General features: G+C 63.4%; 18 protein-coding genes and 1 tRNA gene. 10 read left to right on the top strand and 9 right to left on the bottom strand.

From position 1 onward, the window contains the following. Nucleotides 1–39 precede the first annotated feature (39 nt). A complete protein-coding gene (locus tag V1273_RS27070) occupies nucleotides 40–1,374 on the top strand; it encodes a dihydroorotase (RefSeq protein ID WP_334364417.1) in 1,335 nt (444 codons plus the stop codon). Between the two features lie 108 nt (nucleotides 1,375–1,482). Here the strand turns inward: V1273_RS27070 and V1273_RS27065 are convergent, their stop codons facing one another. The 5 genes from V1273_RS27065 to V1273_RS27045 form a co-directional block, all read right to left on the bottom strand. After that, the gene (locus V1273_RS27065; protein ID WP_334364416.1) at nucleotides 1,483–1,749 is read right to left on the bottom strand and encodes a hypothetical protein; all 267 of its coding nucleotides are present in this window, start codon (nucleotides 1,747–1,749) and stop codon (nucleotides 1,483–1,485) included. Between the two features lie 153 nt (nucleotides 1,750–1,902). After that, nucleotides 1,903–2,538 carry an HAD family hydrolase gene (locus tag V1273_RS27060; RefSeq protein ID WP_334412271.1) on the bottom strand — a complete coding sequence of 212 codons (636 nt, stop codon included), beginning with the start codon at nucleotides 2,536–2,538 and terminating at the stop codon, nucleotides 1,903–1,905. An 87-nt stretch (nucleotides 2,539–2,625) separates the two neighbouring features. Continuing rightward, nucleotides 2,626–3,003 carry a TIGR02301 family protein gene (locus V1273_RS27055; RefSeq protein WP_028346913.1) on the bottom strand — a complete coding sequence of 126 codons (378 nt, stop codon included), beginning with the start codon at nucleotides 3,001–3,003 and terminating at the stop codon, nucleotides 2,626–2,628. Between the two features lie 62 nt (nucleotides 3,004–3,065). Beyond that, a complete protein-coding gene (locus V1273_RS27050; RefSeq protein WP_334411481.1) occupies nucleotides 3,066–3,485 on the bottom strand; it encodes an NUDIX hydrolase in 420 nt (139 codons plus the stop codon). A 92-nt stretch (nucleotides 3,486–3,577) separates the two neighbouring features. Further along, nucleotides 3,578–4,090: a hypothetical protein gene (locus tag V1273_RS27045; protein WP_442893665.1), complete on the bottom strand. Its 513-nt coding sequence runs from the start codon at nucleotides 4,088–4,090 to the stop codon at nucleotides 3,578–3,580. 62 nt (nucleotides 4,091–4,152) lie between these two features. Here V1273_RS27045 and V1273_RS27040 point away from each other — a divergent pair, with 62 nt between their 5' ends. Continuing rightward, on the top strand, nucleotides 4,153–4,920 hold the full coding sequence (locus V1273_RS27040; protein WP_334411480.1) for an SOS response-associated peptidase: 768 nt from the start codon (nucleotides 4,153–4,155) through the stop codon (nucleotides 4,918–4,920). A gap of 144 nt (nucleotides 4,921–5,064) precedes the next feature. Here V1273_RS27040 and V1273_RS27035 read toward each other — a convergent pair whose 3' ends face one another. Genes V1273_RS27035 through V1273_RS27020 form a run of 4 tightly spaced genes read right to left on the bottom strand, consistent with a single transcriptional unit; the run spans nucleotide 5,065 to nucleotide 8,550 of the window. Next, complete coding sequence (locus tag V1273_RS27035) at nucleotides 5,065–5,646, bottom strand: NUDIX domain-containing protein (RefSeq protein WP_334411479.1); 582 nt, start codon at nucleotides 5,644–5,646, stop codon at nucleotides 5,065–5,067. Nucleotides 5,647–5,660: 14 nt separating this feature from the next. Beyond that, nucleotides 5,661–6,122, bottom strand: coding sequence for a GNAT family acetyltransferase (locus tag V1273_RS27030; RefSeq protein WP_334411477.1), 462 nt, complete (start codon nucleotides 6,120–6,122; stop codon nucleotides 5,661–5,663). After that, on the bottom strand, nucleotides 6,119–7,546 hold the full coding sequence (locus tag V1273_RS27025; RefSeq protein ID WP_334411476.1) for an FAD-binding oxidoreductase: 1,428 nt from the start codon (nucleotides 7,544–7,546) through the stop codon (nucleotides 6,119–6,121). The genes V1273_RS27030 and V1273_RS27025 overlap by 4 nt, the downstream gene beginning before the upstream one ends. 11 nt (nucleotides 7,547–7,557) lie before the next feature. Further along, entirely contained in the window at nucleotides 7,558–8,550 is a 993-nt protein-coding gene (locus tag V1273_RS27020; RefSeq protein ID WP_334411475.1) for an L-threonylcarbamoyladenylate synthase, read from the bottom strand. A gap of 69 nt (nucleotides 8,551–8,619) precedes the next feature. Between V1273_RS27020 and V1273_RS27015 the strand changes: the two genes are divergently transcribed. The 8 genes from V1273_RS27015 (at nucleotide 8,620) to V1273_RS26980 (ending at nucleotide 24,919) form a co-directional block, all read left to right on the top strand. Beyond that, nucleotides 8,620–8,696: transfer RNA gene (locus V1273_RS27015), tRNA-Pro, on the top strand. Between the two features lie 337 nt (nucleotides 8,697–9,033). Then, nucleotides 9,034–10,182 (top strand): amidohydrolase, encoded by a 1,149-nt coding sequence (locus V1273_RS27010; protein WP_334411474.1) that lies wholly within the window; start codon nucleotides 9,034–9,036, stop codon nucleotides 10,180–10,182. A 273-nt stretch (nucleotides 10,183–10,455) separates the two neighbouring features. Further along, nucleotides 10,456–12,774, top strand: coding sequence for a TonB-dependent receptor (locus tag V1273_RS27005; protein ID WP_334411473.1), 2,319 nt, complete (start codon nucleotides 10,456–10,458; stop codon nucleotides 12,772–12,774). Between the two features lie 116 nt (nucleotides 12,775–12,890). Continuing rightward, the gene (locus tag V1273_RS27000) at nucleotides 12,891–13,121 is read left to right on the top strand and encodes a hypothetical protein (RefSeq protein ID WP_334411472.1); all 231 of its coding nucleotides are present in this window, start codon (nucleotides 12,891–12,893) and stop codon (nucleotides 13,119–13,121) included. Nucleotides 13,122–13,169: 48 nt separating this feature from the next. Then, nucleotides 13,170–13,397, top strand: a complete 228-nt coding sequence (locus V1273_RS26995; RefSeq protein WP_334411471.1) for an MbtH family protein — start codon at nucleotides 13,170–13,172, stop codon at nucleotides 13,395–13,397. Nucleotides 13,398–13,419: 22 nt separating this feature from the next. After that, nucleotides 13,420–14,175 (top strand): thioesterase II family protein, encoded by a 756-nt coding sequence (locus tag V1273_RS26990; protein WP_334411470.1) that lies wholly within the window; start codon nucleotides 13,420–13,422, stop codon nucleotides 14,173–14,175. Further along, a complete protein-coding gene (locus tag V1273_RS26985; protein ID WP_334364271.1) occupies nucleotides 14,144–15,112 on the top strand; it encodes a TauD/TfdA family dioxygenase in 969 nt (322 codons plus the stop codon). The genes V1273_RS26990 and V1273_RS26985 overlap by 32 nt, the downstream gene beginning before the upstream one ends. Before the next feature lie 54 nt (nucleotides 15,113–15,166). Then, nucleotides 15,167–24,919: an amino acid adenylation domain-containing protein gene (locus tag V1273_RS26980; protein ID WP_334411468.1), complete on the top strand. Its 9,753-nt coding sequence runs from the start codon at nucleotides 15,167–15,169 to the stop codon at nucleotides 24,917–24,919. The last annotated feature ends 1 nt before the right edge of the window (nucleotide 24,920 follow it).

The following is a 24,920-nucleotide window of genomic DNA, read 5'->3' as shown; positions in this document are numbered from 1 at the left end:
AAGGCCTTAAAGCGAGCGCCAGAGGACCATGAAGCAGCGATGAATCAGCGATTTGATACCATTCTAAAATCCGGCACCGTGGTCAATCAGGACGGTGAGGGCATCTGCGACATCGGCATCTCCAATGGCCGGATCGCTGCGATCGGGGGGCTCGGACAGGCCTCCGCCGGCGAGACCATTGACTGCAAGGGCCTGCACGTCCTGCCCGGCGTGATCGACACGCAGGTGCATTTCCGCGAGCCGGGGCTGACGCACAAGGAAGACCTCGAGACCGGCTCGCGCAGCGCCGTGATGGGCGGCGTCACCGCGGTGTTCGAGATGCCGAACACCAATCCGCTCACGGTCACCGAGGAGGCGTTCACCGCCAAGATCAACGCCGGCCGTCACCGCATGCATTGCGACTTTGCCTTCTTCATCGGCGGCACCCGCGAGAACGTGAACCATCTGCCGGAGCTGGAACGCGCGCCCGGTTGTGCCGGCGTAAAGGTGTTCATCGGCTCTTCCACCGGCGCGCTGTTGGTCGAGGACGACGAAAGCCTGCGGCGCATCTTCCAGGTAATCCGCCGCCGCGCCGCCTTTCACGCCGAGGACGAATATCGCCTCAACGACCGCAAGTCGCTCCGCATCGAGGGCGACCCGCGCTCGCATCCGGTATGGCGTGACGAGACTGCAGCGCTGATGGCAACCCAGCGGCTGGTCAATCTTGCGCGCGAGACCGGCAAGCGCATCCACGTGCTGCACATCTCGACCAAGCAGGAGATCGACTATCTGCGCGACCACAAGGATGTCGCGTCCTGCGAGGCGACGCCGCATCATCTCACCATGGCCGCACCGGAATGCTACGAGCGGCTCGGCACGCTTGCACAGATGAACCCGCCGGTGCGCTCGGCCGATCACCGCGAGGGAATCTGGTATGGTATCGAGCAGGGTATCATCGACGTGCTCGGCTCCGACCACGCGCCGCATACGCTGGAGGAAAAGGCGAAGACCTATCCGGCTTCGCCCTCCGGCATGACCGGCGTGCAGACGCTGGTGCCCTTGATGCTCGATCACGTCAACGCGGGCCGGCTGTCGCTACAGCGTTTCGTCGATCTCACGAGCGCAGGTCCCGCGCGGCTGTACAACATCGCCTGCAAAGGCCGCATTGCGGCGGGCTACGATGCCGACTTCACCATCGTCGATCTCAAGCGCTCTGAGACCATCACCAACAAATGGGTGGCCTCGCGCGCCGGCTGGACGCCCTATGACGGCGTCCGCGTCACCGGCTGGCCGGTCGGCACGTTCGTGCGCGGCAGGCGCGTGATGTGGCAGGGCGAGGTAACGACGCCGTCCACCGGCGAACCGGTGCGGTTCCTGGAGACGTTGAAGGCGTAGGGCAGAATCTCTCCCGTCATTGCGAGCGCAGCGAAGCAATCCATCGCGCGGCATGACGGATGGATGGATTGCTTCGTCGCTGCGCTCCTCGCAATGACGATGCAGCCGCTACTGCTTCGCCAGCGTCAGCGAAAATTCGCCGTTGCGCACGCGGGCCGAAAGACCTTCGGCGAATTTCGCCACCGCGTCCTCGCCATAGGTCGAGACCAGTTCGGCGAGCGCCGTGAACAGGCTCGCCTGCGCCAGGCAATCGCCGTCGACGCCATCGTGCCGCGCTTCGGCCCAGGCCTCGCTCAGGTAGCTAAGGGCAGTCTGCTTCTGTTCGAGATCCGGAAGCGGGTCGTGGGCGGTCGAGAAGGAGACTGGGCGGCTCATGAAGCTCAACGAAAATCTGCGCGCGAACCAGGGCGGTTCGCATCCTAACGCGACAAGCTGTAGCACGCGGTGCGGGGCCGCCTAGCCACATCTTTAGGAAAGGTTAACGGCGCTGCTCGAATTTCAGGCGGCGGTTCCATGAGGTTCCCATCGTCAAGGAATGCAACCGAGGATCGCTCCGGGCGTGGCGCAGACATGGTGGGCGCCGGCCTCGATCAGCTCGGCCCGGCTGCCGTAGCCGTACAACACGCCGATGCCCTTCATGCCGTTGTTTTTTGCGCCGACCATGTCGTGGCTGCGGTCGCCGATCATCAGGGTTTTGGACGGATCAACGGCGACTTCTTTCAACGCATATTCCAGCAGATGCGACTTGTCCGCGCGGGTGCCGTCGAGCTCGGCGCCGAACACGCGTTCGAAGTGCTTGCGCAAGCCGAAATGGTCGATGATGCGCTCGGCGAACACGTGCGCCTTGCTGGTAGCGACGAACAGCCGGTGGCCGGACGCGCGGAGTGCCGTCAGCACTTCGTCGATGCCGTCGTACACGCCGTTTTCGTAGAGGCCGATGTCGGAAAATCGCTCGCGATAGAGCGTCACCGCGCGGTCCGCGGAGTGATCGCCGAGCAACTTCACAAAGCTTGAGCGCAGCGGCGGGCCGATGCACCAGGTCAGTTCGTCCTCGGTCGGGATGGTGGGATGATCGAGCCTTTGCAGCGCATACTGGATCGAGCGGGTGATGCCGAGCTTGGGGTCCGTCAGCGTTCCGTCGAGATCGAAATAGATCGTGTTCATCATAGCGCTTTCGAGCGAAAGCCTGCCCCGGACTTGATCCGGGGTGGGCACCGGTTCGCGGTGAGAAAATGCGTCAAACAGCAACCCTCAGTTCGCATAGCGCGCGGTGAGGTCGCGCGAGATTTTGGAGCCTTCCTCGATATATCTGCGGATCGCGACCGAGGCTGCCGGCGTGCAGGTCCGGTAGGTCTGCTGAAAGCCGTTATAGCCGCGGTTGAAGCCGGCGATCATGCGAGCGCGGCGGTCCCCGGAAGGGGTTTCGGCATCGATCAGCGCCTGCATTTCGTTGCGCCATTTCGCCCCTTCATTGGCACCGCAAATGCCCCGGAGGTAATGCAGGGTGCCGAGAATCTCGGCCAGCCGCTGCAGGTCGCCGTCGAACGGCGCAGCCGCGTCCTGGGCGCGTGCGGGAGCCAAATGGCATGCCGAAACGAGAATGAGGGCGGCGAGGGCGTGCTTGAACATTTGAGGGCCGATATGCCCCCTCAATACGCCCGAGGCAAGGCATGAGGCGCCGGTAGGACGGCCTAGACCAGCTTCCGGGCGGCCTCGATGACCTCCAGGAGGCCGCCGGTCACCTTGAGATCGCCGAGCCTGTCTGGCGCCAGCCATTTGAAATCGTCGTGCTCGTCGTTCAGGACCGGCTCCCTGGCCGTCCAGCGCGCCGCGAACGACATGATCAGGTAATGCCCGCCGCCGCTGGCCCGAGGCAGCACCTCGCGCCAGCCGGCCAGGCCCAGAATCTCGATTCGCAAGCCCGTCTCCTCGTCCACTTCGCGGTGGAGCGCGGTATGCAGGGATTCGCCGAATTCGACCCGGCCGCCGGGGAGCGAGTAAAAGCCCTTGCCCGGCGAGCGGGCGCGGCGGACCAAGAGGACCTTGCCGTCGCGGAAGATCGCGCCGCTGACGGCGAGCTGGGGGCGGTCCGACTGAATGGGGGAGGTCAAGGGGTGATCCGGTAGCCAAGGAACTCGCTGCGCAAGCAATCATGCCCGATCGGGCCACGCAGGTCTAATGTGGTGGGCCGGGGACGAGGCGGCTAGTTCGACATCACCGCGTCGAAGTCGGCCTCGGCATTGCCGTTGATGACGCCGCCGGCCAGCGCCACCAGCGGCTTGACCCAGGCGGTGGCCTGCTCAGCCAGCGTGGCGCGGGTCTTGTCCTGCTGGGCCTCGCGCATCGCCTTGCCCACCGCGGTCAGAATCGAGGTCATGGTCGCCGTGAGCTTGTCGAAATCGGCACGGACCTTGGGGTCGGCGCATTCATAGGCCTCGATCGCGAGGTCGCGGGCCTTGAAGTTGGAGGCCCAGAAATGCTCGGCGTAGGACAGCGGCGTCCAGGTGAGAAAATCCTCGGCGCATTCCGGCATGTCCGGAACCATTTCGAGCAGCATGACGGCTTCGTTGAAATGATTCAGATAGTCGGTGGCGAGCCCGGTGCGAGGATTGATATTGGCGGCGCGCAACTGCTCCGCGCGGGCCTCGTCTATCCGGCCCGTCGGTGGCGGCATCGGCGGATCGGATCGCACTTCTGTGGCAGCCATGGAGGTCATCCATCGCACTGTTAACATCTGGGGTTAACACCCATTAAACGGAAGCTTATGTTGGTCAGATAATGTGCGGACGCTTCGTCATCACCTCGCCGCCGGAGGCGCTTCGGCAAATCTTCGGCTATATCGAGCAGCCCAATTTCCCGCCGCGGTATAATATCGCGCCGACTCAACCGATTCCGGTGGTGATTCTGGAAAATGGCGGGCGCCATTTCCGGCTGATGCGCTGGGGCCTGGTGCCGGCTTGGGTGAAAGATCCTCGTAAATTTACGCTCCTGATCAACGCGCGCTCGGAGACGGTGCTCGACAAGCCCGCGTTCAAGAACGCCATCAAGCGGCGGCGCTGTCTGATCCCGGCGGACGGCTACTACGAATGGCAGGACGCCGGCGGCCGCAAGCGGCCATTCTTCATCCATCGCCGCGACGGCCGTCCCGTTGGCTTTGCTGCGCTGGCGGAGACCTGGATGGGGCCGAACGGCGAGGAGACTGACGGCGTCGCCATCGTCACCGCGCCCGCCAGCCGCGATCTCGCCACGCTGCATCACCGCGTGCCCGTGACGATCGCGCCCGACGAATTCGAGCGCTGGCTCGATGGCCGCATCCACGACGCAGAAGATGTCATGCCGCTGCTGCGCGGGCCTGTTGAGGGCGAATTCGCCTGGCACGAGATTTCGACGCGCGTCAACCGCGTCGTCAATGACGACGCGCAATTGCTGCTGCCGATCACCGACGAGCAGCGCGCAGCGGAAGAGCCGAAGCCTGCGAAGCGCGCTGCGCCGCGCAAGGTGGCTTCGGCTGTGCCGGAGGATGACGGGCAGGGCTCGTTGTTTTGAGCGTGATGCTCTCTCCATCGTCGTCCCCGCGAACGCGGGGACCCATAACCACTGATCTGAATGTTGAACAACGCCGGGGCCACGTTCGCATATCCACAACCAGCATTTTGGGGTTATGGGTCGCAGGGACGACGACAGAGTGATCTACCGAAAAATATTCAGCGCCGCGTATTGCAGCAGCATGATGGTCTTGGCGTCGACGATGCGGCCGTCCGATATCATCGCGAGTGCCTGGTCGATCGGCAATTCCAGCACCTCGATGTCCTCGCCTTCGTCGGCCAATCCGCCGCCGTCGCCGACCCGCATCGCAGCTTCGTATTCGGCGACGAAGAAGTGCAGTTTCTCCGTGACCGAGCCCGGGCTCATGAAGGCCTCGAACACCTTGCGCACATCGTGCAGTCGATAGCCGATTTCCTCCTCCGTCTCCGCGCGAATCCGATTCTCGGGAGTCTCGTCGTCGAGCATGCCGGCGGCGGCCTCGATCATGAGATCGTCGTGACCGGCCCGATAGGGCGGCAGGCGGAACTGCCGCGTCAGCACGACGGTGCGGCTTGCGACATTGTACGCCAACAGAGTGGCGGCGTGACCGCGGTCGAAAACCTCCCGCTTCATCGTCTGCCATTCGCCGTTGCCGCGGCGATAGTCGAACTCGACCTCCTCCAACCGATAGTGCCGGTCGGAGAGCACGCGGACGTTCTTGAAGCGGACACGATCTGCGAGGCTCATGGCAATCCTTCAGCTCACCGCGTCGGCGCGCGGCCGTCGAGCCATTTGGCGAACACGACGGTCTGGGCCTCTTCGTAGCCGATCGACTCGTAGAATGCGGCGACGTCCAAGTTTTCGCGCCGAACCATCAATTGCAGTTTCGGAATGCCGGCTGCGCGCAGCCAGTCCTCGGCTGCATTCATGATGGCGCGGCCATAGCCTTGCGCGCGGAGCTTGGGATCAGCGGCAACGTAATACACCCAGCCGCGATGGCCGTCATGGCCGACCATGGCGGTGGCAACGATTGCGCCACCCTCGCGGCCGATCAGCACCGTGGAGTGCGGTCCGCGGCGAGCGAGCGCGATATCGCTGGCGGGGTCGTTCCAGGGCCGCGTCAGGCCGCAGGCCTGCCACAGCGCGATCACGGCCGCGACATCGGCATCCGCGATGTCGGTGATGGCGAGCGCAGGTACGGGCTTTGTCGCTGATACGGTCACAGCACCTTGCCCGGGTTCATGATGCCGAGCGGGTCGAGCATCGACTTGATGCCGCGCATCAGTTCGATCGCGACCTTGTCCTTGACGTCGGGCAGTTCGTCGCGCTTGAGCACGCCGATGCCGTGCTCGGCGGAAATCGATCCGCCCATCCGCAGCACGATTTCGAATACCACCTCGTTGACCTCATGCCAGCGCGACATGAAATCGGCGGTGTTGCCGCCGATCGGCTGGCTGACATTGTAGTGGATGTTGCCGTCTCCGAGATGGCCGAACGGCACCGGCCGCGAGCCCGGAATGAGCTTTACAACGGCCGCGTTGGCTTCCTCGATGAAGGCGGGCACCGCCGCGACCGGCACCGAGATGTCGTGCTTGATCGAGCCACCTTCCGGCTTCTGCGCGGCCGACATTTCATCGCGCAGTTTCCAGAACGCGGCGCGCTGCGAGAGATTCGCCGCGATCACGGCATCATCGACGATGCCTTCCTCCATGCCTTTGGCGAGGATCGCTTCCAGCGCGTCACGCGCGTCGTCGCGCGAGGACGACAATTCCATCAGCACGTACCAGGAGTGCTTGGTCGAGAGCGGATCGCGGATGTCGATGCCGTGACGCAGGCTGAAATCGACGGCGATGTCGGCCAGCAATTCGAAGCTGGTCAGGCTGCCGGCGGCCTCATTCTGCGCGATCGATAACAGCTTCAATGCCTGCGCCGGCGATTGGAGGCCGATATAGGCGGTCTCCACCGCGTGCGGCTTCGGAAACAGCTTTAGCGTCGCCGCGGTGATGATGCCGAGCGTGCCCTCGGCGCCGATGAAGAGGTTGCGCAAATCGTAGCCGGTATTGTCCTTTTTCAGTTTGGACAATCCGTTCAGGATCCGGCCGTCGGCGAGGACGACTTCCAGCCCGAGCGCCATCTCGCGCGCCACGCCGTACGCGAGCGCCGCCGTGCCGCCGGCATTGGTGGAGAGATTGCCGCCGATGGTGCAGCTTCCTTCCGCACCGAGCGAGAGCGGGAACAGGCGATCGACTTCGGCCGCGCGAGCTTGCGCGATCTGCAGCACCACGCCGGCCTCGCACGTCATGGTGTTGGAGGCAGGATCGATCTCGCGAATTTTGTCCAGCCGCCGGAGCGAGACGACGACCTCGCCATTGTGCGGGGTCTGCCCGCCGACCAGCCCGGTGTTGCCACCCTGCGGCACCAGCGCGATTTTGTGTTCGCTGGCAAGCTTGCAGATCGCGGACACTTCTGCCGTCGAGCCCGGTCGCAGCACCAGCGGCGAGCGGCCGTGGAACAGGTCGCGTTCCTCGGTGACGTAGGGCGCAATATCGGCGGCATCGGTCACCGCATATTTGTCGCCGACGATGGCGCGAAACTTTGCGATCAGCTCGGCGGGAAGCGGCGGCATGGAACCCTGAACGATATTCATTTTCTTCTCTTTCATTCCCGCCCCACCGCTGCGCGGCGCAGCCGGTCGTTGATGGCTTCGCCCAATCCTTCGTCGGGAATTGGCATCACCGCGATGGTGCGCGCGCCTTTGCTGTCGAGCGCGCGAAGATGGCCGAACAAGTTGGCGGCGGCCTCGTCGAGATCGCCGCGCTCCGACAGATTCATCACGTGAGAGGCGGCGTCAATTCCCGAAATTGCTCCGAGGCCAAACGCGAGCAATGCTTCGCCCGGCTCGAGCGCAACAGCATTGAGCCGGACACGCGCGCGCGGCGCGTAGTGCGAGGCCAGCATGCCCGGCGCCAGCGGCTGGCCGCTTTCGCTCTCGGTGTCCGCCGGCGGCTGCACCAGCGCGCGGCCCAGCACGCGCTCGATCTCGGCGCGGGGCAGGCCGCCGGGGCGCAGCAGCATCGGCGCGTCAAGGCAGCCGACGATGGTCGATTCGACGCCGACCTCGACCGCGCCGGCATCGACGATCAGGTCGATCCGCCCCGCGAGGTCGCTCTGCACATGAAGGGCCGTGGTAGGCGAGACATGGCCCGAGATGTTCGCGGATGGCGCCACCACCGGGCCGCCGAACTCACGCAGGATGTCGCGCGCGATCCTGTGGGCCGGAATGCGGACCGCGACCGTATCGAGGCCGGCCGTGGCGAGATCGGCGACTGCGCAACCTTCCGTCTTCGGCAGCACCAGCGTCAGCGGGCCGGGCCAGAACGCTTCGGCCAGCGCCGTCGCAGCCGCATCAAACCGGGCGATCTGCCGCGCGGCGGCGAGATCGCCGACATGGGCGATCAGCGGGTTGAAGGCGGGCCGGCCCTTGGCCTGGTAGAGGCGGGCGATCGCGGCCGGATTGGTGGCATCGGCGCCGAGGCCGTAGACCGTCTCGGTCGGGAACGCCACCAGCCCGCCTTCTGAAAGTGCACGCGCGGCAGCCGCCACGGCGGCCTCGCCGGCAGACAGAATCTGGGTTTTCAGGCCAACATTCACTGTGATTAATTTCCTTAATTCGGCTGCTTGCGGTCGCCGAAACCCAAGGCTATAAGCCGCGTTCCAAGTCGGAGTGTGGCTCAGCCCGGTAGAGCACTGCGTTCGGGACGCAGGGGTCGCAGGTTCGAATCCTGCCACTCCGACCAATTATTTATGCCAAATATTCTTGTCTTGCCGTTCATTTTTCAGGGCTTTTTCTGATTGCTAGCGGTTCCCGAGTCAACCGCCGATTCCCCTCCCAAGGCCGATCGCAAGTCAGCGTTCCCGCGGCGCATGGCGTCCGGGGCTTCCGGCATTCCCTGCGCAATGGTTTGACGGCTTATGCCGCGCTCCCCGGAGACGAATTCCTTTTGCCTCCGTCACTGCCGGCGGACTGACTCGTTTGGAACATCTCGAAGGAGAGGTTGAATCAGATTGCGTACGATCGATGAATTTTTCAACGTCCGCCAGATGGTCTCGATGGTCACGAACCTGGGATAGCTCATGTTCTTGCGCGAACAGGACCTCGCCGAATTGGTGGCCTGGCGCCGCGAATTGCATCGCAGGCCGGAATTGTCGGGGCAGGAGAAGGAGACGGCGCGAACCGTACAGGCGTTTCTCAGGGCGGCCGGGGCCGACAAGATCATTACGCAATTAGGCGGGGACGGCGTGGCCGGGATCTATGACGGGAGTACGCCGGGCCCGACGATCATGCTTCGGGCCGAACTGGACGGACTGCCGATTCAAGAGACGTCCGCGATTCCGCATCGGTCCGAGGTGCCGGGAAAAGCGCATCTCTGTGGTCATGACGGTCATATGACGATCCTCGCAGCCGTAGCGCGCGATCTCTGCCGAACGCGTCCGAGCTGCGGGCGGGCCGTGTTGCTGTTCCAACCCGCTGAAGAGGATGGATCGGGCGCGGCTTCTGTGCTTGCCGACGAAAAATTTCAGCAGGTCCAGCCGGATTTTGTGTTTTCCTTGCACAATCTGCCGGGACTTACGCTGGGCGAAGTTGCCATCGCAGAAGGCCTGGTCAATTGCGCCTCGCGCGGCATGCAGATCGCATTGTTCGGCCGAACGGCACACGCATCCAATCCGGAGCTCGGCGTTTCGCCGCAACGAGCCATGGTCCGGCTGCTGAACGAAATCCCTGCGCTGGGACAGGGCGGCGAGCTGACTAGCGAATTCTCTATGGTCACGATCACCCACGCGCGGCTGGGCGAGCCGGCGTTTGGCATCTCGCCGGGTCATGCCGAGCTTTGGTTGACGCTGAGAACGCTGACGGATGCAAAGATGGAAAGCATCCGCTTGCAGGCTGAGAATCTGGTTCGGCGCGTTGCAGAAGACGAGCGGCTGAAAGTGGAGATCGCTTATCGCGACGTATTCGCTCACTGCACGAACGCGCCGGAGGCCGTCGTTCATCTGAAGAAGGCGCTTGATGCCGAAGGGATCGCGCACTCCATGCGGGGTCTGCCGCTGCGCGGCTCTGAGGATTTCGGCCTGTTTAACCGGCAAGCGAAGTCTGCGATGTTTTTCCTGGGCGCAGGTGTTGATCATGCCGGCCTGCATGCGCCGGACTATGATTTTCCGGACGAGCTGATCGAAGTCGGCTCGCGGGTCTTCATTCGCGCGTTGCGCAATCTGTTGGGTTGATGTGGCGCGAATCAATTTCCTGATATCGCTGCACAACAAAGCATCACGACTCGGCCGACCGCTGCATTCGACTTCGCGTTCACCTCACAAATTAGAACGCTTAAAAATTTCATACGGTTTAGAACGCTTCGAAAAACGTGAGGTGTTGCCTCATCGCCACTAACGCAATCCGTTATGTGCACGCTTCGTTACCTTAGATGGCTTCTACTCGCCGTTTGCACCTCAGAAGTTAGAACGAGCCGAGACCTGCTTGTGGGCTTTTGGGGTGGAAGTATGACGTATCAAGTCGCTGCCAGAAATGTTGTGCGCGCTGTTTCGCTGGGAGCGGTGAGCTATCTTGCGCTCTCTCTGGATTTTGCCGGCGGCCACAAAGCATTCGCGCAGAATTTGCCGCCCGTCACCGTCGATGCTCCAACCCAGCAACGCGCGCGGCCCGCCCCAGCACGGAGAACGCAAACGTCCACGTCGCGCGTGCAGCGGCGCGTCGCGGCGCCGGCGCCGCGTCGGGTGGAGCCGGTTCCGTATGTGGTGCCTTCAAGGGGCACAGTTGGCACGGTGCCGCCTGCATATGCCGGCGGACAGGTGGCGACGGGCGGGAGCCTCGGACTTCTCGGCAACCGCAGCGTGATGGATACGCCGTTCAACCAGACCAGCTACACGGCGGAGTTGATCGCGAATCAACAGGCTCGAACCATCCGTGACGTCCTGGCGAATGATCCGTCCGTGCGGGTCATCCAGGCAGCAGGCGGCGGCGCCGACAGTCTGTTCGTCCGCGGCTTCTACTATGACAGCGGCGATTTCGGGCTGAACGGCCTGTACGGAATCGCGCCATACTACTCCATCGGGGCAAATTTCATCGAGCGGGTTGAGGTTCTGAAAGGCCCGAGTGCCGTGCTTAACGGCATGACCACTGGCGGTACCGGTGTTGCGAGCGGCGGTGCGGTCGGCGGCAGCATCAATCTCATCACCAAACATGCTCTCGACATTGACATTACGCGGCTGACGGGGACCTACGTTTCCAAATCGCAGTTCGGCGCGAATATGGACGTCAGTCGGCGCTATGGCGAGCACAAGGAGTGGGGCGTTCGGGTGAACAGCACCTATTCGAACGGCAATACACCGTGGGACCGTCAGACCGACGAATTCGGCAACGTCGTTCTCGGCCTCGACTACCGGGGCGAGAACGCGCGCATGGCAGTCGATGTCGGTTATCAAGCCGACAATTTGACTCCTCCGCTACGCTTCTTTGGAATTGGCCCGGGCCTCACATCCATTCCTGCGCCGCCGAAGGCCGGGACGAACTTCCAGGTGCCGTGGGCCTACTATAAGCCGAAGGACTTCTTCACCACCGTAAAAGGTGAAGTGGACGTGACTGACTGGATGACCGCGTATGCGTCGTTTGGCTATCATGACAGCAAGATCGACTATACTTATCCCTCTCCCAGCATTATCAACGCCAACGGCTCTTTGGTAGGGCGTCCGGGACTTGGGCATGAGACGTTCGAGACCTTTGCGGGAGAAACGGGCGTGCGCGCGTCGATCGACACTGGCCCGATAAATCATGCTCTGAACATGAACTATTCGATCAATGACCGGACCTATGATCAGAGTGTCCTGAGTTCAGCAGGGCTAATTGCCTGGAATCTCTACACCCCGCCGACGAATGTCCCTCGTCCGAATTTGAATGTCCCGACTCTAAGACAAAATACCAACGTAAATCTCCAAAGCATCGGCTTTTCCGATACCATGTCGATGCTGAATAACCGCATTCAGTTGACGGTCGGTGTTCGTCGTCAGACGGCCGGAAGCGAGGTGACGAATATCCTTGCGCCCAGTTTAAGCCATCCTTTTCAAGATGAAACCGTGTGGACCCCGGCGTACGCCCTTGTCGTCAAGCCGGTCGAGAACATTTCGCTATACGCAAATTATATCGAAGGACTCCAGACGCCGCATGTCGTGGGTCCGGGGTTTTCCAATCCCGGGACTGTATTCCCGCCGGGGCAGACCCAGCAGGCTGAAGCGGGCGTGAAGATCGATGCGGGCCGTCTGACGACGACTATGAGCGTGTTTGATATCGAACAGCCGAGCATCATCACGGTGGCGACGGGGATCCCTCCGTCCCAGCAGCTTAACGGAAGGCAGCGCAATCGGGGCGTCGAACTCAACGTGTTCGGCGAAGTCACGCCTGCGATTCGGTTGCTCGGCGGTGTCGCGTTGATCGATGGCAAACAGATCAAGACGCCCAATGGTGCCACTGACGGCAGGACGGCGGTAGGCGTTCCGGCAATCACCGCCAATATCGGAGCGGAGTGGGATACGCCGTTCATGCGTGACCTGACGCTCTCGGCTAGGGTCATTTATACCAGTTCGCAATATGTCAATATTACCAACACGCTCTCGCTGCCGGAGTGGACGCGGGTCGACATTGGAGCGCGGTATACCTTCACATCGCCCTGGAACGGCAAGCCGATCGTCGTCCGCGCCAATATCGAGAACGTCTTCAACGAAGCCTATTGGGCCTCGGCCTACAGCGGCGTTATCACGCTTGCTGCCCCGCGCACCTATCTCTTGTCGACGACGTTCAACTTCTGAGCGTCGCGTCAATCCAATCACCTGCAATTTGTGCCGCCGCGGATCTCATCCGCGGCGGTATTTCTTTGATCTGATGGTTTCAGCAAAACTGACTCATCGAAATTGATGACAATGCGATGAAAGATCATCGGATGCTGGATGTGCGATTTCGAAAATCGAAAAGGTTCCGGACTGGCGAGTTAGAATTGCAAGAAACTGCGCATCGCATTGCCCATCAGTCACTTGTCATGCGCGCCTCATGCGCGCCGGCCCGCAAGCGCGGAGGTTGCATCGTGTCACGTCATCGCCAACTTGGAGCTATTAAAAACTTCGTCGTCGATATTGCTTTGACCATGATTTGCTTCTGACCTAGTCAACACGGCATTGCTTTCGTTTTCTGAAGAAGGGACCGAACCATGATGGTGTTCGACAGAGACGACGTCACCTTCACCGTCGTCATCAATCACGAAGAGCAATACTCCATCTGGCCGACGTTCAAGGAAATTCCGAACGGCTGGACAGCAGTGGGCAAGACCGGCAGCAAGAAGGAATGCCTTGAACACATCGAGCAGGTGTGGACCGACATGCGCCCGCTGACGTTGCGCAAATTCATGGACGAGACGGCCCCGCAGAAGTCGGCTTAAGCCAACGGAGCCTTGTCTTCCGATGCGGCTTCTTTGTCTGCCTTACTCCGGCGGCAGCGCCATGTTCTATGCGCGGTGGCGCAGGCTTTTGCCGTCATGGATCGATGTCTACCCGGTGGAGTGGCCGGGGCGCGGCGCGCGCATGGACGAGCCGCTGGCGACCGACCCCCACGCGCTTGCATGGCAGCTCGCTGCAGAACTTCACGCCCAGCTCGATGCGCCCTATGCGCTGTTTGGACATAGCCTCGGCGCGCTGATTGCGTTCGAACTCGCGCATTTCCTGCGTGATCGCGGCGCGCCCGCGCCGGCTATTCTCTTTGCCTCCGGCGCCGAGGCGCCGGCCGTTCGAGACGGCAGCAAATGGCGCCTGCCATTGAGCGACGAGGCGTTGCTGAAGGAGCTCCGCGATCTGCAGGGCACGCCGGACGAGGCGTTGTCGAATGCGGAGCTGATGCGATCGGCATTGCCGGTGCTTCGCGCCGATTTTTTGATGTGCGGCGCCTATGTCTATCGGCGGCGGCGTCCGTTGTCGTGTCCCGTGCACGTCTTCGGCGGGGCCGACGACGAGACCAGCCGCGAATCGCTACAAGCTTGGCAACAGGAGACCTCGGCGGAATTCACGCTTCACACGCTGCCGGGCCATCACTTCTTCATTCACACGCAGCAAACCGAACTGCTCGGCCTGATCGGATCGGCCCTGGCCCGACGGTCGGGGCGATCGATCGGTTCGCATCGGAGCGAGGATCATGAGCGTATTCTCCGTCCAGCCACTCATTGAAGGCAAAAGCCTTCCGCTGTTGCTGAAGGCCGATAAGATCGGGCAGCCGCTCGGCGCGGCGCTTCCCATGCTGCGCGACACCATCGACCGGCATTTGACCGATTGCGGCGGCATCGTGTTTCGCGATTTCTCTCTCGACGGCCCTGATGCCTTCCGGGCGTTCGCGGCCGATTTCGGTCATCCGCTGCTCACCTACGAGTTTGGATCGACGCCGCGCTCGCAGGTTACCTCCGGCGTCTACACCTCCACGGAGTACCCGCCGCACCAGCATATCCCGCTGCACAACGAGCAGGCCTATACGCGCGATTGGCCGATGAAGATCTGGTTCTATTGCATGCAGCCGGCGCAGGAGGGCGGCGAAACGCCGATCGCCGACAGCCGCGCCATCTATCGCGATATGCCGCCGGCCATTCGGGAGCGTTTCGCCGAGAAGGGCGTGATGTATGTGCGGAACTACGGCAACGGGCTCGACGTCGACTGGCAGCAGGTGTTCGGCACGGAGTCCAGGGCGGAGGTCGAGGCCTACTGCGCCGGGCACGATATCGAATGCGAATGGAAGGACGACGGCGAGCTTCGCACGCGCCAGATCTGTCAGGGGACGGCGCGGCATCCGGCGACGGGAGAGTGGGTCTGGTTCAATCAGGCCCATTTGTTTCACGTCTCCAATCTCGAGCCGGAAGTTCGCGAGAGTCTGCTCGACGTGGTCGGCGACGAGACTGAACTGCCGCGTAACGTCTTCTACGGCGACGGTTCGCCGATCGATGACGAGACGCTCGCCACCGTCCGCAACGTTCTCGAAACGCACAAGATCAGTTTTCCCTGGCAGGCCGGCGATGTGGTGATGCTTGACAACATGCTCACCGCGCATGCGCGCGCGCCGTTCAAGGGGCCGCGCAAGGTGATCGTCGCGATGGCGGAAGCGCATCGGCAGGGCTGATCGGCATTTTCGGGCGGCGAGAATCGTCGTCGCGCGCGGACTGGATTCGAGAAGATGTACAAAGACAACCTCGTCGAACGACTACGGTGCCACGCCGCGTTACGCTCCGATCGGATCGCGTTGCGCTTCCTGGAGGGAGACAGCGTCGCCGAAGAGCTGACGTTTGCCGGTCTCGACGCCCGGATTCGATCCGTCGCAGCCTACCTGCAGCAGTTGGGCGGCGCGGGCGAGCGCGCGGTTATCCTGCTGCCCAGCGGCCTCGACTATGCCGTGGCGTTCTATGCGTGCCTGTATTCCTGCGTGATCGCCGTCCCAGCCTATCCGCCGGAGGGCGGCGCCGAACGCTATGCGGGGCGTCTCAACGGCATTCTGCGCGATGCGACGCCTCGCTTCATCCTGACGGAAGCCGCGCTGGTTGGTGCGGTGGAGGCGGCACTTCCCGAGCGGGCGAACATAGAGATCGTTGCGGTAGATGCGATACCGGCGGCGCTTGCTGCGGAGTGGCGCGAGACGAGGCCGGAGGCAGATGCGGTCGCCTTCCTGCAGTATACGTCCGGATCGACCTCGCAGCCGAAAGGCGTTTGCGTCTCGCACGCCAACCTGACGGCCAACGAGAAGGCCATCGAGGCCGTGGCCCGAGGAGCGCTCGACGACGTCTTCGTAAGCTGGCTGCCGCTCTATCACGACATGGGATTGATCGGCGGGCTGCTGAATCCGCTGTTTACCGGCTTTACCGCCGTCCTGATGTCGCCGCGCAATTTTCTCGAGCGGCCGCGACGCTGGCTTGAGGCCATCGATCGTCACGGCGGCACGATCAGCGGTGGACCCGACTTTGCCTTCGCGCTGTGTGCCGACCGCATTTCCGACGAAACGATCGACCGGCTCGACCTTAGCCGCTGGAAGTTCGCATTCTCCGGCTCGGAGTTTGTTCGCAGCAATACGCTCCGCATATTCGGGGAACGATTCAAGCCGGCCGGGTTCGATCGACGAGCGTTGAACGCCTGCTACGGCCTAGCCGAGGCGACGCTGCTGGTGACGGCAGGTGACCTCTCGACCCAAACTGTCAGCTATACCCTCGATACGGCGGCGCTTGCGGCGGGCCGCGTCGCAACAGCCGACCAAGGGACCGATCTCGTGGCGTGCGGTCGGGCGGTCGCGGGCCACGTCACGCGCATCATGCGCATCGATGGGTCGGCTGCGGCACCGGCCGACGAAGTCGGCGAGATCTGGGTCGCCGGCCCGAGTGTCGCGCTCGGATACTGGAATAATCCTGAGGCCACGCAAAAAGCCTTCGTCGCGCGCGATGGCATGCGCTGGCTGCGTACCGGAGATCTCGGTTTCGTCAAGGACGGCACGCTGATCGTGACGGGCCGGCTCAAGGACCTGCTGATCGTTCGCGGCCAGAATGTATATCCGACTGACGTCGAGCAGGCGGTCGAGGCCGAGGTCGAAACCGTCCGCAGCGGACGGGTTGCCGCGTTTGCGGTCGAGATCGATGGACGGGAAAGCATTGGTGTCGCGGCAGAGTTCAGCCGTACCGTTCTCAAGCGTGAGCGTCCCGAGGCTCTCGCCCAGGGAATCGGCGAGGCGGTGCTGCGGCAGGCGCAGGAATATCCGGCCGTGATCGTCCTGCTGAATCCGCAAGCGATGCCGCTGACGACGAGCGGAAAACTGCAGCGCTCCGCCTGCGCCGCCGGCTGGGCCAACAACACGCTCGACAGCTTTATGGTGTTTGAGCGAGGGCGACGCCGCGATGGCGCGACGCTGACGGCGCCCGTAACCGACACCGAGCGCGCGCTGGCATCGATCTGGTGCGAGGCGCTGGGCGTCCAGGCCGTGCATCGCGAGGACGATTTCTTCGTGCTGGGCGGAAACTCGATCGCGGCCGGCCAGACCGCGGCCGCGCTGCGCGAACGCTTCGGCGTCGAGTTGGAACTGCGCAGCTTTTTCGACGTGCCGAAGCTTGCAGCATTCGCTGATCATATCGACGCCCTGTTGCGCGAGGGCGCGAAGAGGGCGCTTCCTCCGATCCAGCGGGCAGCGCCGGCCGACCGCGTGACCTTGTCCCATGCGCAGGAGCGGCTGTGGTTTCTCTGGAATCTGGACCCCAATGGTACGGCCTATACGGTCGCGAGCACGATCCGGCTCAAGGGAAAGCTCGATCATACCGCCTTGTCGCAGGCGATTGCGGAGATCGTTCAGCGTCACGAAGTGCTGCGCACCACATTCGTCGCAACGGACGGTCGCGCAAGGCAGGTTATTCACGACGCCCTCGGCGTCGATATCTGGCACCAGGATCTCCGGGGTCTTTCCGCCGAGCATGCGGCGGAAGTCAGACGGTTCGAACTCGGAAAACCGTTCGACCTTGTCAATGGGCCGCTATTGCGGGCGCTGTTGCTTCAGTTCGCAGATGATGCGCACGAATTGCTGCTGCTTGCTCACCACATCGTCGTCGATGGATGGTCGCTCGACGTGATGCTCGAAGAGCTGGCGGGACTCTACCGCAACGGCACCGGGCAGGACGCAGGCCGGCCGCCGGTGCCGATGATGCAATATGCCGATTTCGCAGTCTGGCAACGAAACTGGCTCGCTTGTGGCGAGGGAGATCGGCAGCTCGCCTATTGGCGCGCAAAGCTGGGTGACGCGCACCCCGTGCTGGCGCTGCCCCATGACCGTCCGCGTATCGCAACGCAAAGCCATGCCGGCGATACGATCGGCCTTGCCATCGATGGCGCGCTGGCCGCCCGCTTGCGGGACATCGCCGCAAAATATGGCGTGAGCGTCTTCATGCTGCTGCTCGGTGCATATCAGGCGCTGCTGTATCGCTACACGGGGCAGAGCGATTTGCGCGTCGGCGTGCCGGTCGCGGGGCGTCGTCACGCCCAGCTCGAGCGGCTGATTGGCTGCTTCGTCAACACGCTGGTGCTGCGCGCCGAGATTGCCGATGAAGCAACCTTCCCGAACCTGCTCCGAGAGGTCAAGGACGCGGTGATCGAGGCGCTGTCCCATCAGGACCTGCCCTTCGAAATGCTGGTCGACGGGCTGCGCCCTGAACGAAGCAGTGGGCACAATCCGCTGTTCCAGGCCAAGTTCAACTACATGACGGCGCCGCGCGGGTTCGACGGCATCGCAGGGCTCACCGCCGAGATCGACATCATGGACCTCGCGGGTTCACATTTCGATCTCGCGCTTGATGTCGTCGACGGCGCCGGGGGCATGAAGGCGACATTCAACTACGCCACCGATCTGTTCGATTCCCCGACGATCGCGCGGCTGGCCGCACAATTCGGTTCATTGCTGCGGCAGATCGCGGAAAATGCGGAGCGGCGGATATCGGACTTCGTCATCGACGATGCGAACCGGCAGGTCGTGCCGAGCGAGGCAGCCGTGTTCGGATTCACCGATGTGGTCAATCTTCATCGCGCGTCGACCGCCGATCGCCAGGCCGCGGTTGCCATCCGGTGCGGCAGCGAGACGCTGACGTTTGCCGAGCTGGAGCGGAAATCGAACCGCATCGCTCACATGCTTGCAAGCAAGAGCGTGACGCGCGAGGTGCCGGTGGCGCTGTGGATCGAGCGCTCGCCGGCCTTTGTTGCCGCGCTGCTTGGCGTGCTGAAGGCGGGCGGCGCCTATGTGCCGCTCGATCCGAAATGGCCGCTGGGGCGCATCAGGCGCATCCTGAAGGACGGAGGCATCGAAATCGTGCTGGCTGCCGGCGATAAGCTGGCGGAAGCGCGTGCACTCGATTGCCTTGTGCTCGATGCGGAAGCCGAAGCGGCGCGCGGGGATACATCGAGCGTACCGCTCGACAATCTGATCCACCCGACGCAGACCGCTTACGTCATCTATACCTCCGGATCGACCGGGACGCCGAAGGGCGTCGCCGTCTCGCACGGCGCGTTGGCGAACTATGTGCAGGCCCTGCTGCCGCGCCTGCAACCGCAGCACTTGGCGAACATGGCGATGGTCTCGACAGTCGCGGCGGATCTCGGCCATACCGTCCTGTTCGGTGCGCTCGCCTCCGGCGCGACGCTGCATTTGTTGCCGCCCGAAGTGGTGTTCGATGCGGATGCGTTCGCGAAAGTCATGCGGGACGGCGAAGTCGGCGTTCTCAAGATCGTGCCCAGCCATCTGCGAGGGCTGCTGAAGGCGTCACGCTCGGCCGATCTCCTGCCGAGCGATGCGCTGATCCTCGGTGGGGAAGCCAGTGATTCTGCGCTGTTGAACGAGATCCGGCCGTTGCGGCCGCAATGCCGAATTCTGAATCACTACGGGCCGACGGAAACGACAGTTGGCGCGGTCACGCACGAATGTGAAGCTGAATGCGGGACGGGTTCGGTTCCGATTGGCTTGCCGCTTGCCAATCTGCGCGCGCACGTTCTGGATGATGCGCTGAACGAAGTGCCGATCGGCGTAGCCGGCGAACTCTATATTGGCGGCGCCGGCGTTGCGCGGGGCTATCGTGGCGAGGCTGGCCTGACCGCCGAACGCTTTGTTCCGGATCCGTTTGGGCCTGCCGGAGCGCGGCTGTATCGCACCGGCGATCGCGTTCGCTGCGATCGGGCAGGTCGCCTGATATTCCTCGGCCGTAGCGATGATCAGATCAAGCTGCGCGGCTATCGCATCGAGCTTGGCGAAGTCGGGCGCGCGATCAAGGCGCTGCAGGGGATCGACGACGCGGTGGTTGTCGCACGCGCCATCGGCGGCAGCGCCGAACGCCAGGAGCTCGTTGCTTATTGTGTGCCCGCGATGGGCGCCACGCCGAAGCCGGATATGATCAAGCAGCAATTGGCGACGGTGGTGCCGGAATACATGGTGCCGTCGCACGTCATTGTTCTGCAGCGGCTGCCGCTCACGCCAAACGGCAAGGTCGACCGCAAGGCGCTGCCGGAGCCGGCGGGAGGTGTGGTCGCCGCGAACTATTCCGCCCCGCTGGGAGACACTGAGGAACAGATTGCGGCGGTTTGGCGTGAGGTACTCGGTCGCGAACGCATCGGCCGCAACGACAATTTTTTTGAGCTTGGCGGCGATTCCATTCTCAGCCTGCAGATCATCGCACGCTTGCGCAAGCGCGGCATTCGCCTGACGCCGAAGCAGGTCTTCGGCCAGCAGACCGTGGCGGGGTTGGCAACCGTTGCCGCCGTCGCGGCGGCACCTGCGGCAAGGAAGGAGAGTTCGACCGCAAAGGTTTCGACCGATGCGGCAACCGGCATGCGTCATTTGCTGCCCATTCAGGCGCGTTTTTTCAGCGAAGACATCGGCAACAGGAACCATTGGAACCAGGCGGTGCTGCTGGCACCGCAGACGCGGATGGACTGGGAGACGCTGCGGCGTGCGCTGACGACGATCGTCGATCATCACGATGCGTTGCGCCTGCAGTTCGCGCAGGTCGACGGCGCGTGGCGCGCGGCGCAGGGCACACCGCCATCGCCCTCGGAATTGCTGTGGATCCATACCGATGTCGGAGATGCGACACAGGTCACCGCGCTTGCATCGGCCGCGCAGGAAAGCTTGTCGCTGTCCGCGGGTCGTTTGCTGCGTGCGGTGGCGATGGACCTTGCGGACGGCAGCCAGCGGCTGCTGATCGCGATCCATCATCTGGTTGTCGACGGCGTATCTTGGCGTGTACTTCTTGAGGATCTGGCCGCGGCGTACGACCAGTTGAAGAGAGGCGCCGCCGTGACGCTGCCGCCGAAGAGCGAGTCTTATGCGTCCTGGGGTGAACGGTTGCATTCCTGCGCGGCGACCAGGGAGCTAGCTGGCGAACTGCCGTTCTGGCTCGATTGTGCGGCGGGTCCAAGCCTGCCGTGCGACGATGATCATGGCGGCGTCGATCGCGTCGGTGACGGCGAAGAGGTGTCGCTGGTGTTCGATACCGAAGTGACGTCAAGCCTGCTGCAGGAGGCGCCGTCGGCCTATCGGACCCAGGTCAACGATCTGATGCTGGCGAGCCTGGCGCGTGCCGTATCGCGCTGGAGCCAGCGCGACGATGTGACGATCGAGATCGAGGGGCATGGCCGCGAGGACATCTTTCCGGATGCGGATGTATCCCGGACGGTCGGTTGGTTCACGACGGCCTTCCCGGTGCGGCTGCAAGGCGGGTCGGACGACCATGCCTCCCTGATCAAGACGGTGAAGGAGAAGCTTCGCGCGCTTCCGAACCGTGGGCTTGGCTACGGCGTGTTGCGCTATCTCGGCTCCGAGGACCAGCGCAAGGCGCTGGCCCAACTGGCGGAGCCGCAGATCGTCTTCAACTATCTCGGCCGCTTCGACGGCAGCGTGGGGGCTTCCTCGCTGTTCGGATTCGCGCCCGAGAGCGCGGGTGCGTCTCGCAGCGCCGCCGCTCCCTTGCGGGGATGGCTGAACATCACCGGTCTGGTGCGTGAGGGACGTCTGTATCTGTCGTTCGGATACGGACGCAAGCGCTATCGGCGAGAGACGGTCGAGCGGCTGGCGAAACTTTACGAAATGGCCCTGCGCGAGCTGGTGGCGCATTGCTGCAGCGGAGCATCTGGTCTCACGCCTTCGGACGTTGCGTTGTCCGGGCTCGACCAGGCCGATCTCGATCGGTTGGCGACGACTTTCGATCTCCGCGGCATCGAGGACATCTATCCGCTCTCGCCGATGCAGCAGGGCATGCTGTTCCACGCGGTCCGCGATGGCGACAACGATGCCTATGTCAACCAGATTGGGCTCGAGCTGTTCGGCTTCGAGGCCGACAAGCTTCGAGCCGCGTGGCAGGCAGTGAGTGACCGGCACGCCGCCTTGCGGACCGGCTTTGTCTGGCAACATATGTCAGGCGCGGCCCAGCAGGTTGTGCACCGTCATGTGACGGTGCCATTCGTCGAAGAGGATTGGCGCAACCGGACGGCAGCGCTGGAACGCAATGGCGGGCGCGCTGAACTGGATGCCGTGCTGGCGGATGCGTCGCGGCGGGAGCGCGAGAGCGGCTTTGACGTCTCTCAGCCCCCGTTGCAGCGGGTGCGGTTGATCCGACTCGACGACAAGCGCCACTGGCTGATCTGGACCCATCACCACATCTTTGTCGACGGCTGGAGCTCGGCGCGGTTGGTTGCGGAGGTGTTTCGGCATGTGAGCGGGGGCACACTGCCGGCCGTGCAGGGCAGCTATCGCAACTACATCGCATGGCTGCAGGGCCGCGATCATGCAGGCGCCGAAAAATTCTGGCGCGACGCTTTGGCAGGGCTCGAAGCGCCGACCCTGCTGGCGAATGCGCCGGCTACGAACAACAAAACATCGGAGGAGGGACACGCCAGCATTGCGCTTTCGATGAATCCGGAATTGGCCGAACGGCTGAAGGCATTTGCGAAACGTGAGCGCGTGACGCTCAATACGCTCGTTCAGGCGGCGTGGGCGCAGTTGTTGCGGCGGCATTCGGGGCAGGCCGCCGTCTGTTTCGGGGTGACCGTGTCGGGCCGTCCGGCAGACCTGCCGGGCTCCGAGGAGATGGTGGGCCTCTTCATCAATACGTTGCCGATTGTCGACGCGCCGAGCCCGCAAGCGCGAACTGGCGAGTGGCTGCGTCAGTTGCAGGAGCAGAACCTGGCCTTGCGCGAGCATGGCTGGACGCCGCTCTACGAAATCCAGCGCCTCGCCGGCCAGGCCGGGCAGGCGCTGTTCGACAGCATTCTGGTGTTCGAAAACTATCCGATCGATGAGGCGCTGCGCGGAACGGGGGAGAGCGGCCCGCGCCTGGGACGGGTGCAACATGTGACGCCGACAAATTATGCGCTGGCGGTTGCCGTGTTTGCCGGAAGCGAACGGCTCGATCTCGAGTTCAGCTACGACCGCGCCCGCTTTGACGAGGTTGCCATCCGGCGCCTCCGGGACATCCTGCACGGATTGCTGGAGCGGATCGCTGCCAATGCGGAGCGGCCGATCGGCAATCTCGGATTATCCGCCGGTGATGAGGCCCGGCGAATTCTGGAATGGAGCAGTGCCGGCCGCTTGGCGACAGGTGCTTCCTATGTCGGCGTCGTCGCGCATATCGAGGCGCAAGCCGCGGCGGCGCCTTCTGCCGTTGCGATTGTATGGGGCGGCCAGCGCTTGAGCTATGGCGAGGTCAATGCCCGGGCCAACCAGCTTGCGCGGCGGCTTCGCCACTTCGACGCCGGTCCAGATCGCCTGACCGGCATCGCTTTGATGCGCAGCCCTGAAATGATGGTCGCGCTGCTGGCCGTCCTGAAAGCAAGCGGCGCCTATCTTCCGCTCGATCCGGATTATCCGGCCGAGCGGCTCGCCTACATGCTGCGCGACAGCGCGGCGACACTGGTATTGACGCAAAGCGCGCTGCTCGAACCCCTCGCGCCAGTGCTGCGCGAGACCGGCGTCGAGGCCTGGTGCATCGACGAGCCCCAACGGCCCGTCGGCGAAGATACAGCCAATCTGAACGTCGAGATTCATCCGGATAGTCTGGCCTATGTGATCTACACGTCGGGTTCGACCGGGATGCCGAAGGGCGTGGCGGTAACGCATGGGCCGCTGGCCATGCATTGCGAAGCGATCGGCCGATTGTACCGCATGACTTCCCGCGACCGGGAATTCCAGTCGGCCTCGATCAATTTTGACATCGCGCACGAGCGCTGGCTGGTGCCGCTGATGACAGGTGGCTCGCTCGTGCTGCCGTCCAGGCCAGGTCTATTGATCGACGACCTCGTCGATGAGATTGCGAGAAACTCGGTAACGTCGATCTTTCTGCCGCCGGCCTATGCGGACCAATTGAGCGCAGCGTTGCGGCAGAGTGGGCGCCGGCTTTCGATCAGGGCCTGCATTGTCGGCGGCGAGGCCTGGTCGGATAGCGTAATCAAAGCGCTTCGCCAGGCCGCCGATGTCGACCTTCTGGTCAACGCCTACGGCCCGACCGAAACGGTGATCGCGCCGACAGCGTGGCTCGTCGACGACGCCGCGTTGACGCCGGGCCAGCCGGCGCCGATCGGACGGCCCGTTGGCAATAGGTCCGCCTACATTCTCGATGCCGATCTCAACATTGTACCCGTTGGTGTCACTGGCGAGCTGTTCATCGGCGGTGTTGGATTGGCGCGAGGCTATCTGAACCGGGCCGCGCTGACAGCGGAACGGTTTATCCCGGATCCGTTCGGCGGTAGCGGCGCGCGTCTCTACCGGACCGGCGACCTTGCGCGGTGGCGGGCGGACGGCGTGATCGACTATGTCGGCCGCGCCGACCAGCAGGTGAAGATCCGCGGCTTCCGGATCGAATTGGGAGAGATCGAGGCGCGCCTGCTCGAGCAGCGCGGCGTGCGCGCCGCCGCCGTGGTGGCGCGCGAGAGCAGGACCGGGCGTCAGTTGATCGCCTATGCGAGCGGCGAGCCGACCCTTGACGGCCGCGCCTTGCGCGATGCGCTGTCGGCCATTCTGCCTGATTACATGGTGCCATCGGCGATCGTGGTGCTCGAGCAATTGCCGCTGACCCCCAATGGCAAGATCGACCGCCGCGCATTGCCGTCGCCGCACGAGGATGCCCAGCCGCACCGCTTCTATGAGGCGCCCGAGGACGAAATCGAGATCGCGCTGGCGAAGATCTGGGCCGAACTGCTCGGCGTAGAGCAGATCGGACGCAACGATCACTTCTTCGAGCTCGGGGGACACTCATTGCTGGCGGTGCGGGTGCTTAGCCGGGTGTCGCAGGAGATCGGCGTGTCGATCCCGGTTTCAGATCTGTTCGTTCATCCCGACCTCGCGTCATTCGCGCGCGTCGTGTCGATCAGGCTGATCGAGCAGGAGTTCGATGCCGATGAGCTCCAGGATCTGATCGCGGCGGGGCAGTGAA

The sequence above is a fragment of the Bradyrhizobium sp. AZCC 1721 genome, from assembly GCF_036924715.1.
Classification (GTDB): Bacteria; Pseudomonadota; Alphaproteobacteria; order Rhizobiales; family Xanthobacteraceae; genus Bradyrhizobium.
Note: the sequence above shows the minus strand (reverse complement) of the source record. Positions and strands in the feature narration are given on the sequence as shown.

Coding starts and splice junctions, on each gene's coding strand:
- V1273_RS27070 (WP_334364417.1), top strand. CDS start 40: ATGAATCAGCGATTTGATACCATTCTAAAATCCGGCACCGTGGTCAAT.
- V1273_RS27065 (WP_334364416.1), bottom strand. CDS start 1,749: ATGAGCCGCCCAGTCTCCTTCTCGACCGCCCACGACCCGCTTCCGGAT.
- V1273_RS27060 (WP_334412271.1), bottom strand. CDS start 2,538: ATGAACACGATCTATTTCGATCTCGACGGAACGCTGACGGACCCCAAG.
- V1273_RS27055 (WP_028346913.1), bottom strand. CDS start 3,003: ATGTTCAAGCACGCCCTCGCCGCCCTCATTCTCGTTTCGGCATGCCAT.
- V1273_RS27045 (WP_442893665.1), bottom strand. CDS start 4,090: ATGACCTCCATGGCTGCCACAGAAGTGCGATCCGATCCGCCGATGCCG.
- V1273_RS27040 (WP_334411480.1), top strand. CDS start 4,153: ATGTGCGGACGCTTCGTCATCACCTCGCCGCCGGAGGCGCTTCGGCAA.
- V1273_RS27035 (WP_334411479.1), bottom strand. CDS start 5,646: ATGAGCCTCGCAGATCGTGTCCGCTTCAAGAACGTCCGCGTGCTCTCC.
- V1273_RS27025 (WP_334411476.1), bottom strand. CDS start 7,546: ATGAATATCGTTCAGGGTTCCATGCCGCCGCTTCCCGCCGAGCTGATC.
- V1273_RS27010 (WP_334411474.1), top strand. CDS start 9,034: ATGTTCTTGCGCGAACAGGACCTCGCCGAATTGGTGGCCTGGCGCCGC.
- V1273_RS27005 (WP_334411473.1), top strand. CDS start 10,456: ATGACGTATCAAGTCGCTGCCAGAAATGTTGTGCGCGCTGTTTCGCTG.
- V1273_RS27000 (WP_334411472.1), top strand. CDS start 12,891: ATGAAAGATCATCGGATGCTGGATGTGCGATTTCGAAAATCGAAAAGG.
- V1273_RS26995 (WP_334411471.1), top strand. CDS start 13,170: ATGATGGTGTTCGACAGAGACGACGTCACCTTCACCGTCGTCATCAAT.
- V1273_RS26990 (WP_334411470.1), top strand. CDS start 13,420: ATGCGGCTTCTTTGTCTGCCTTACTCCGGCGGCAGCGCCATGTTCTAT.
- V1273_RS26985 (WP_334364271.1), top strand. CDS start 14,144: ATGAGCGTATTCTCCGTCCAGCCACTCATTGAAGGCAAAAGCCTTCCG.
- V1273_RS26980 (WP_334411468.1), top strand. CDS start 15,167: ATGTACAAAGACAACCTCGTCGAACGACTACGGTGCCACGCCGCGTTA.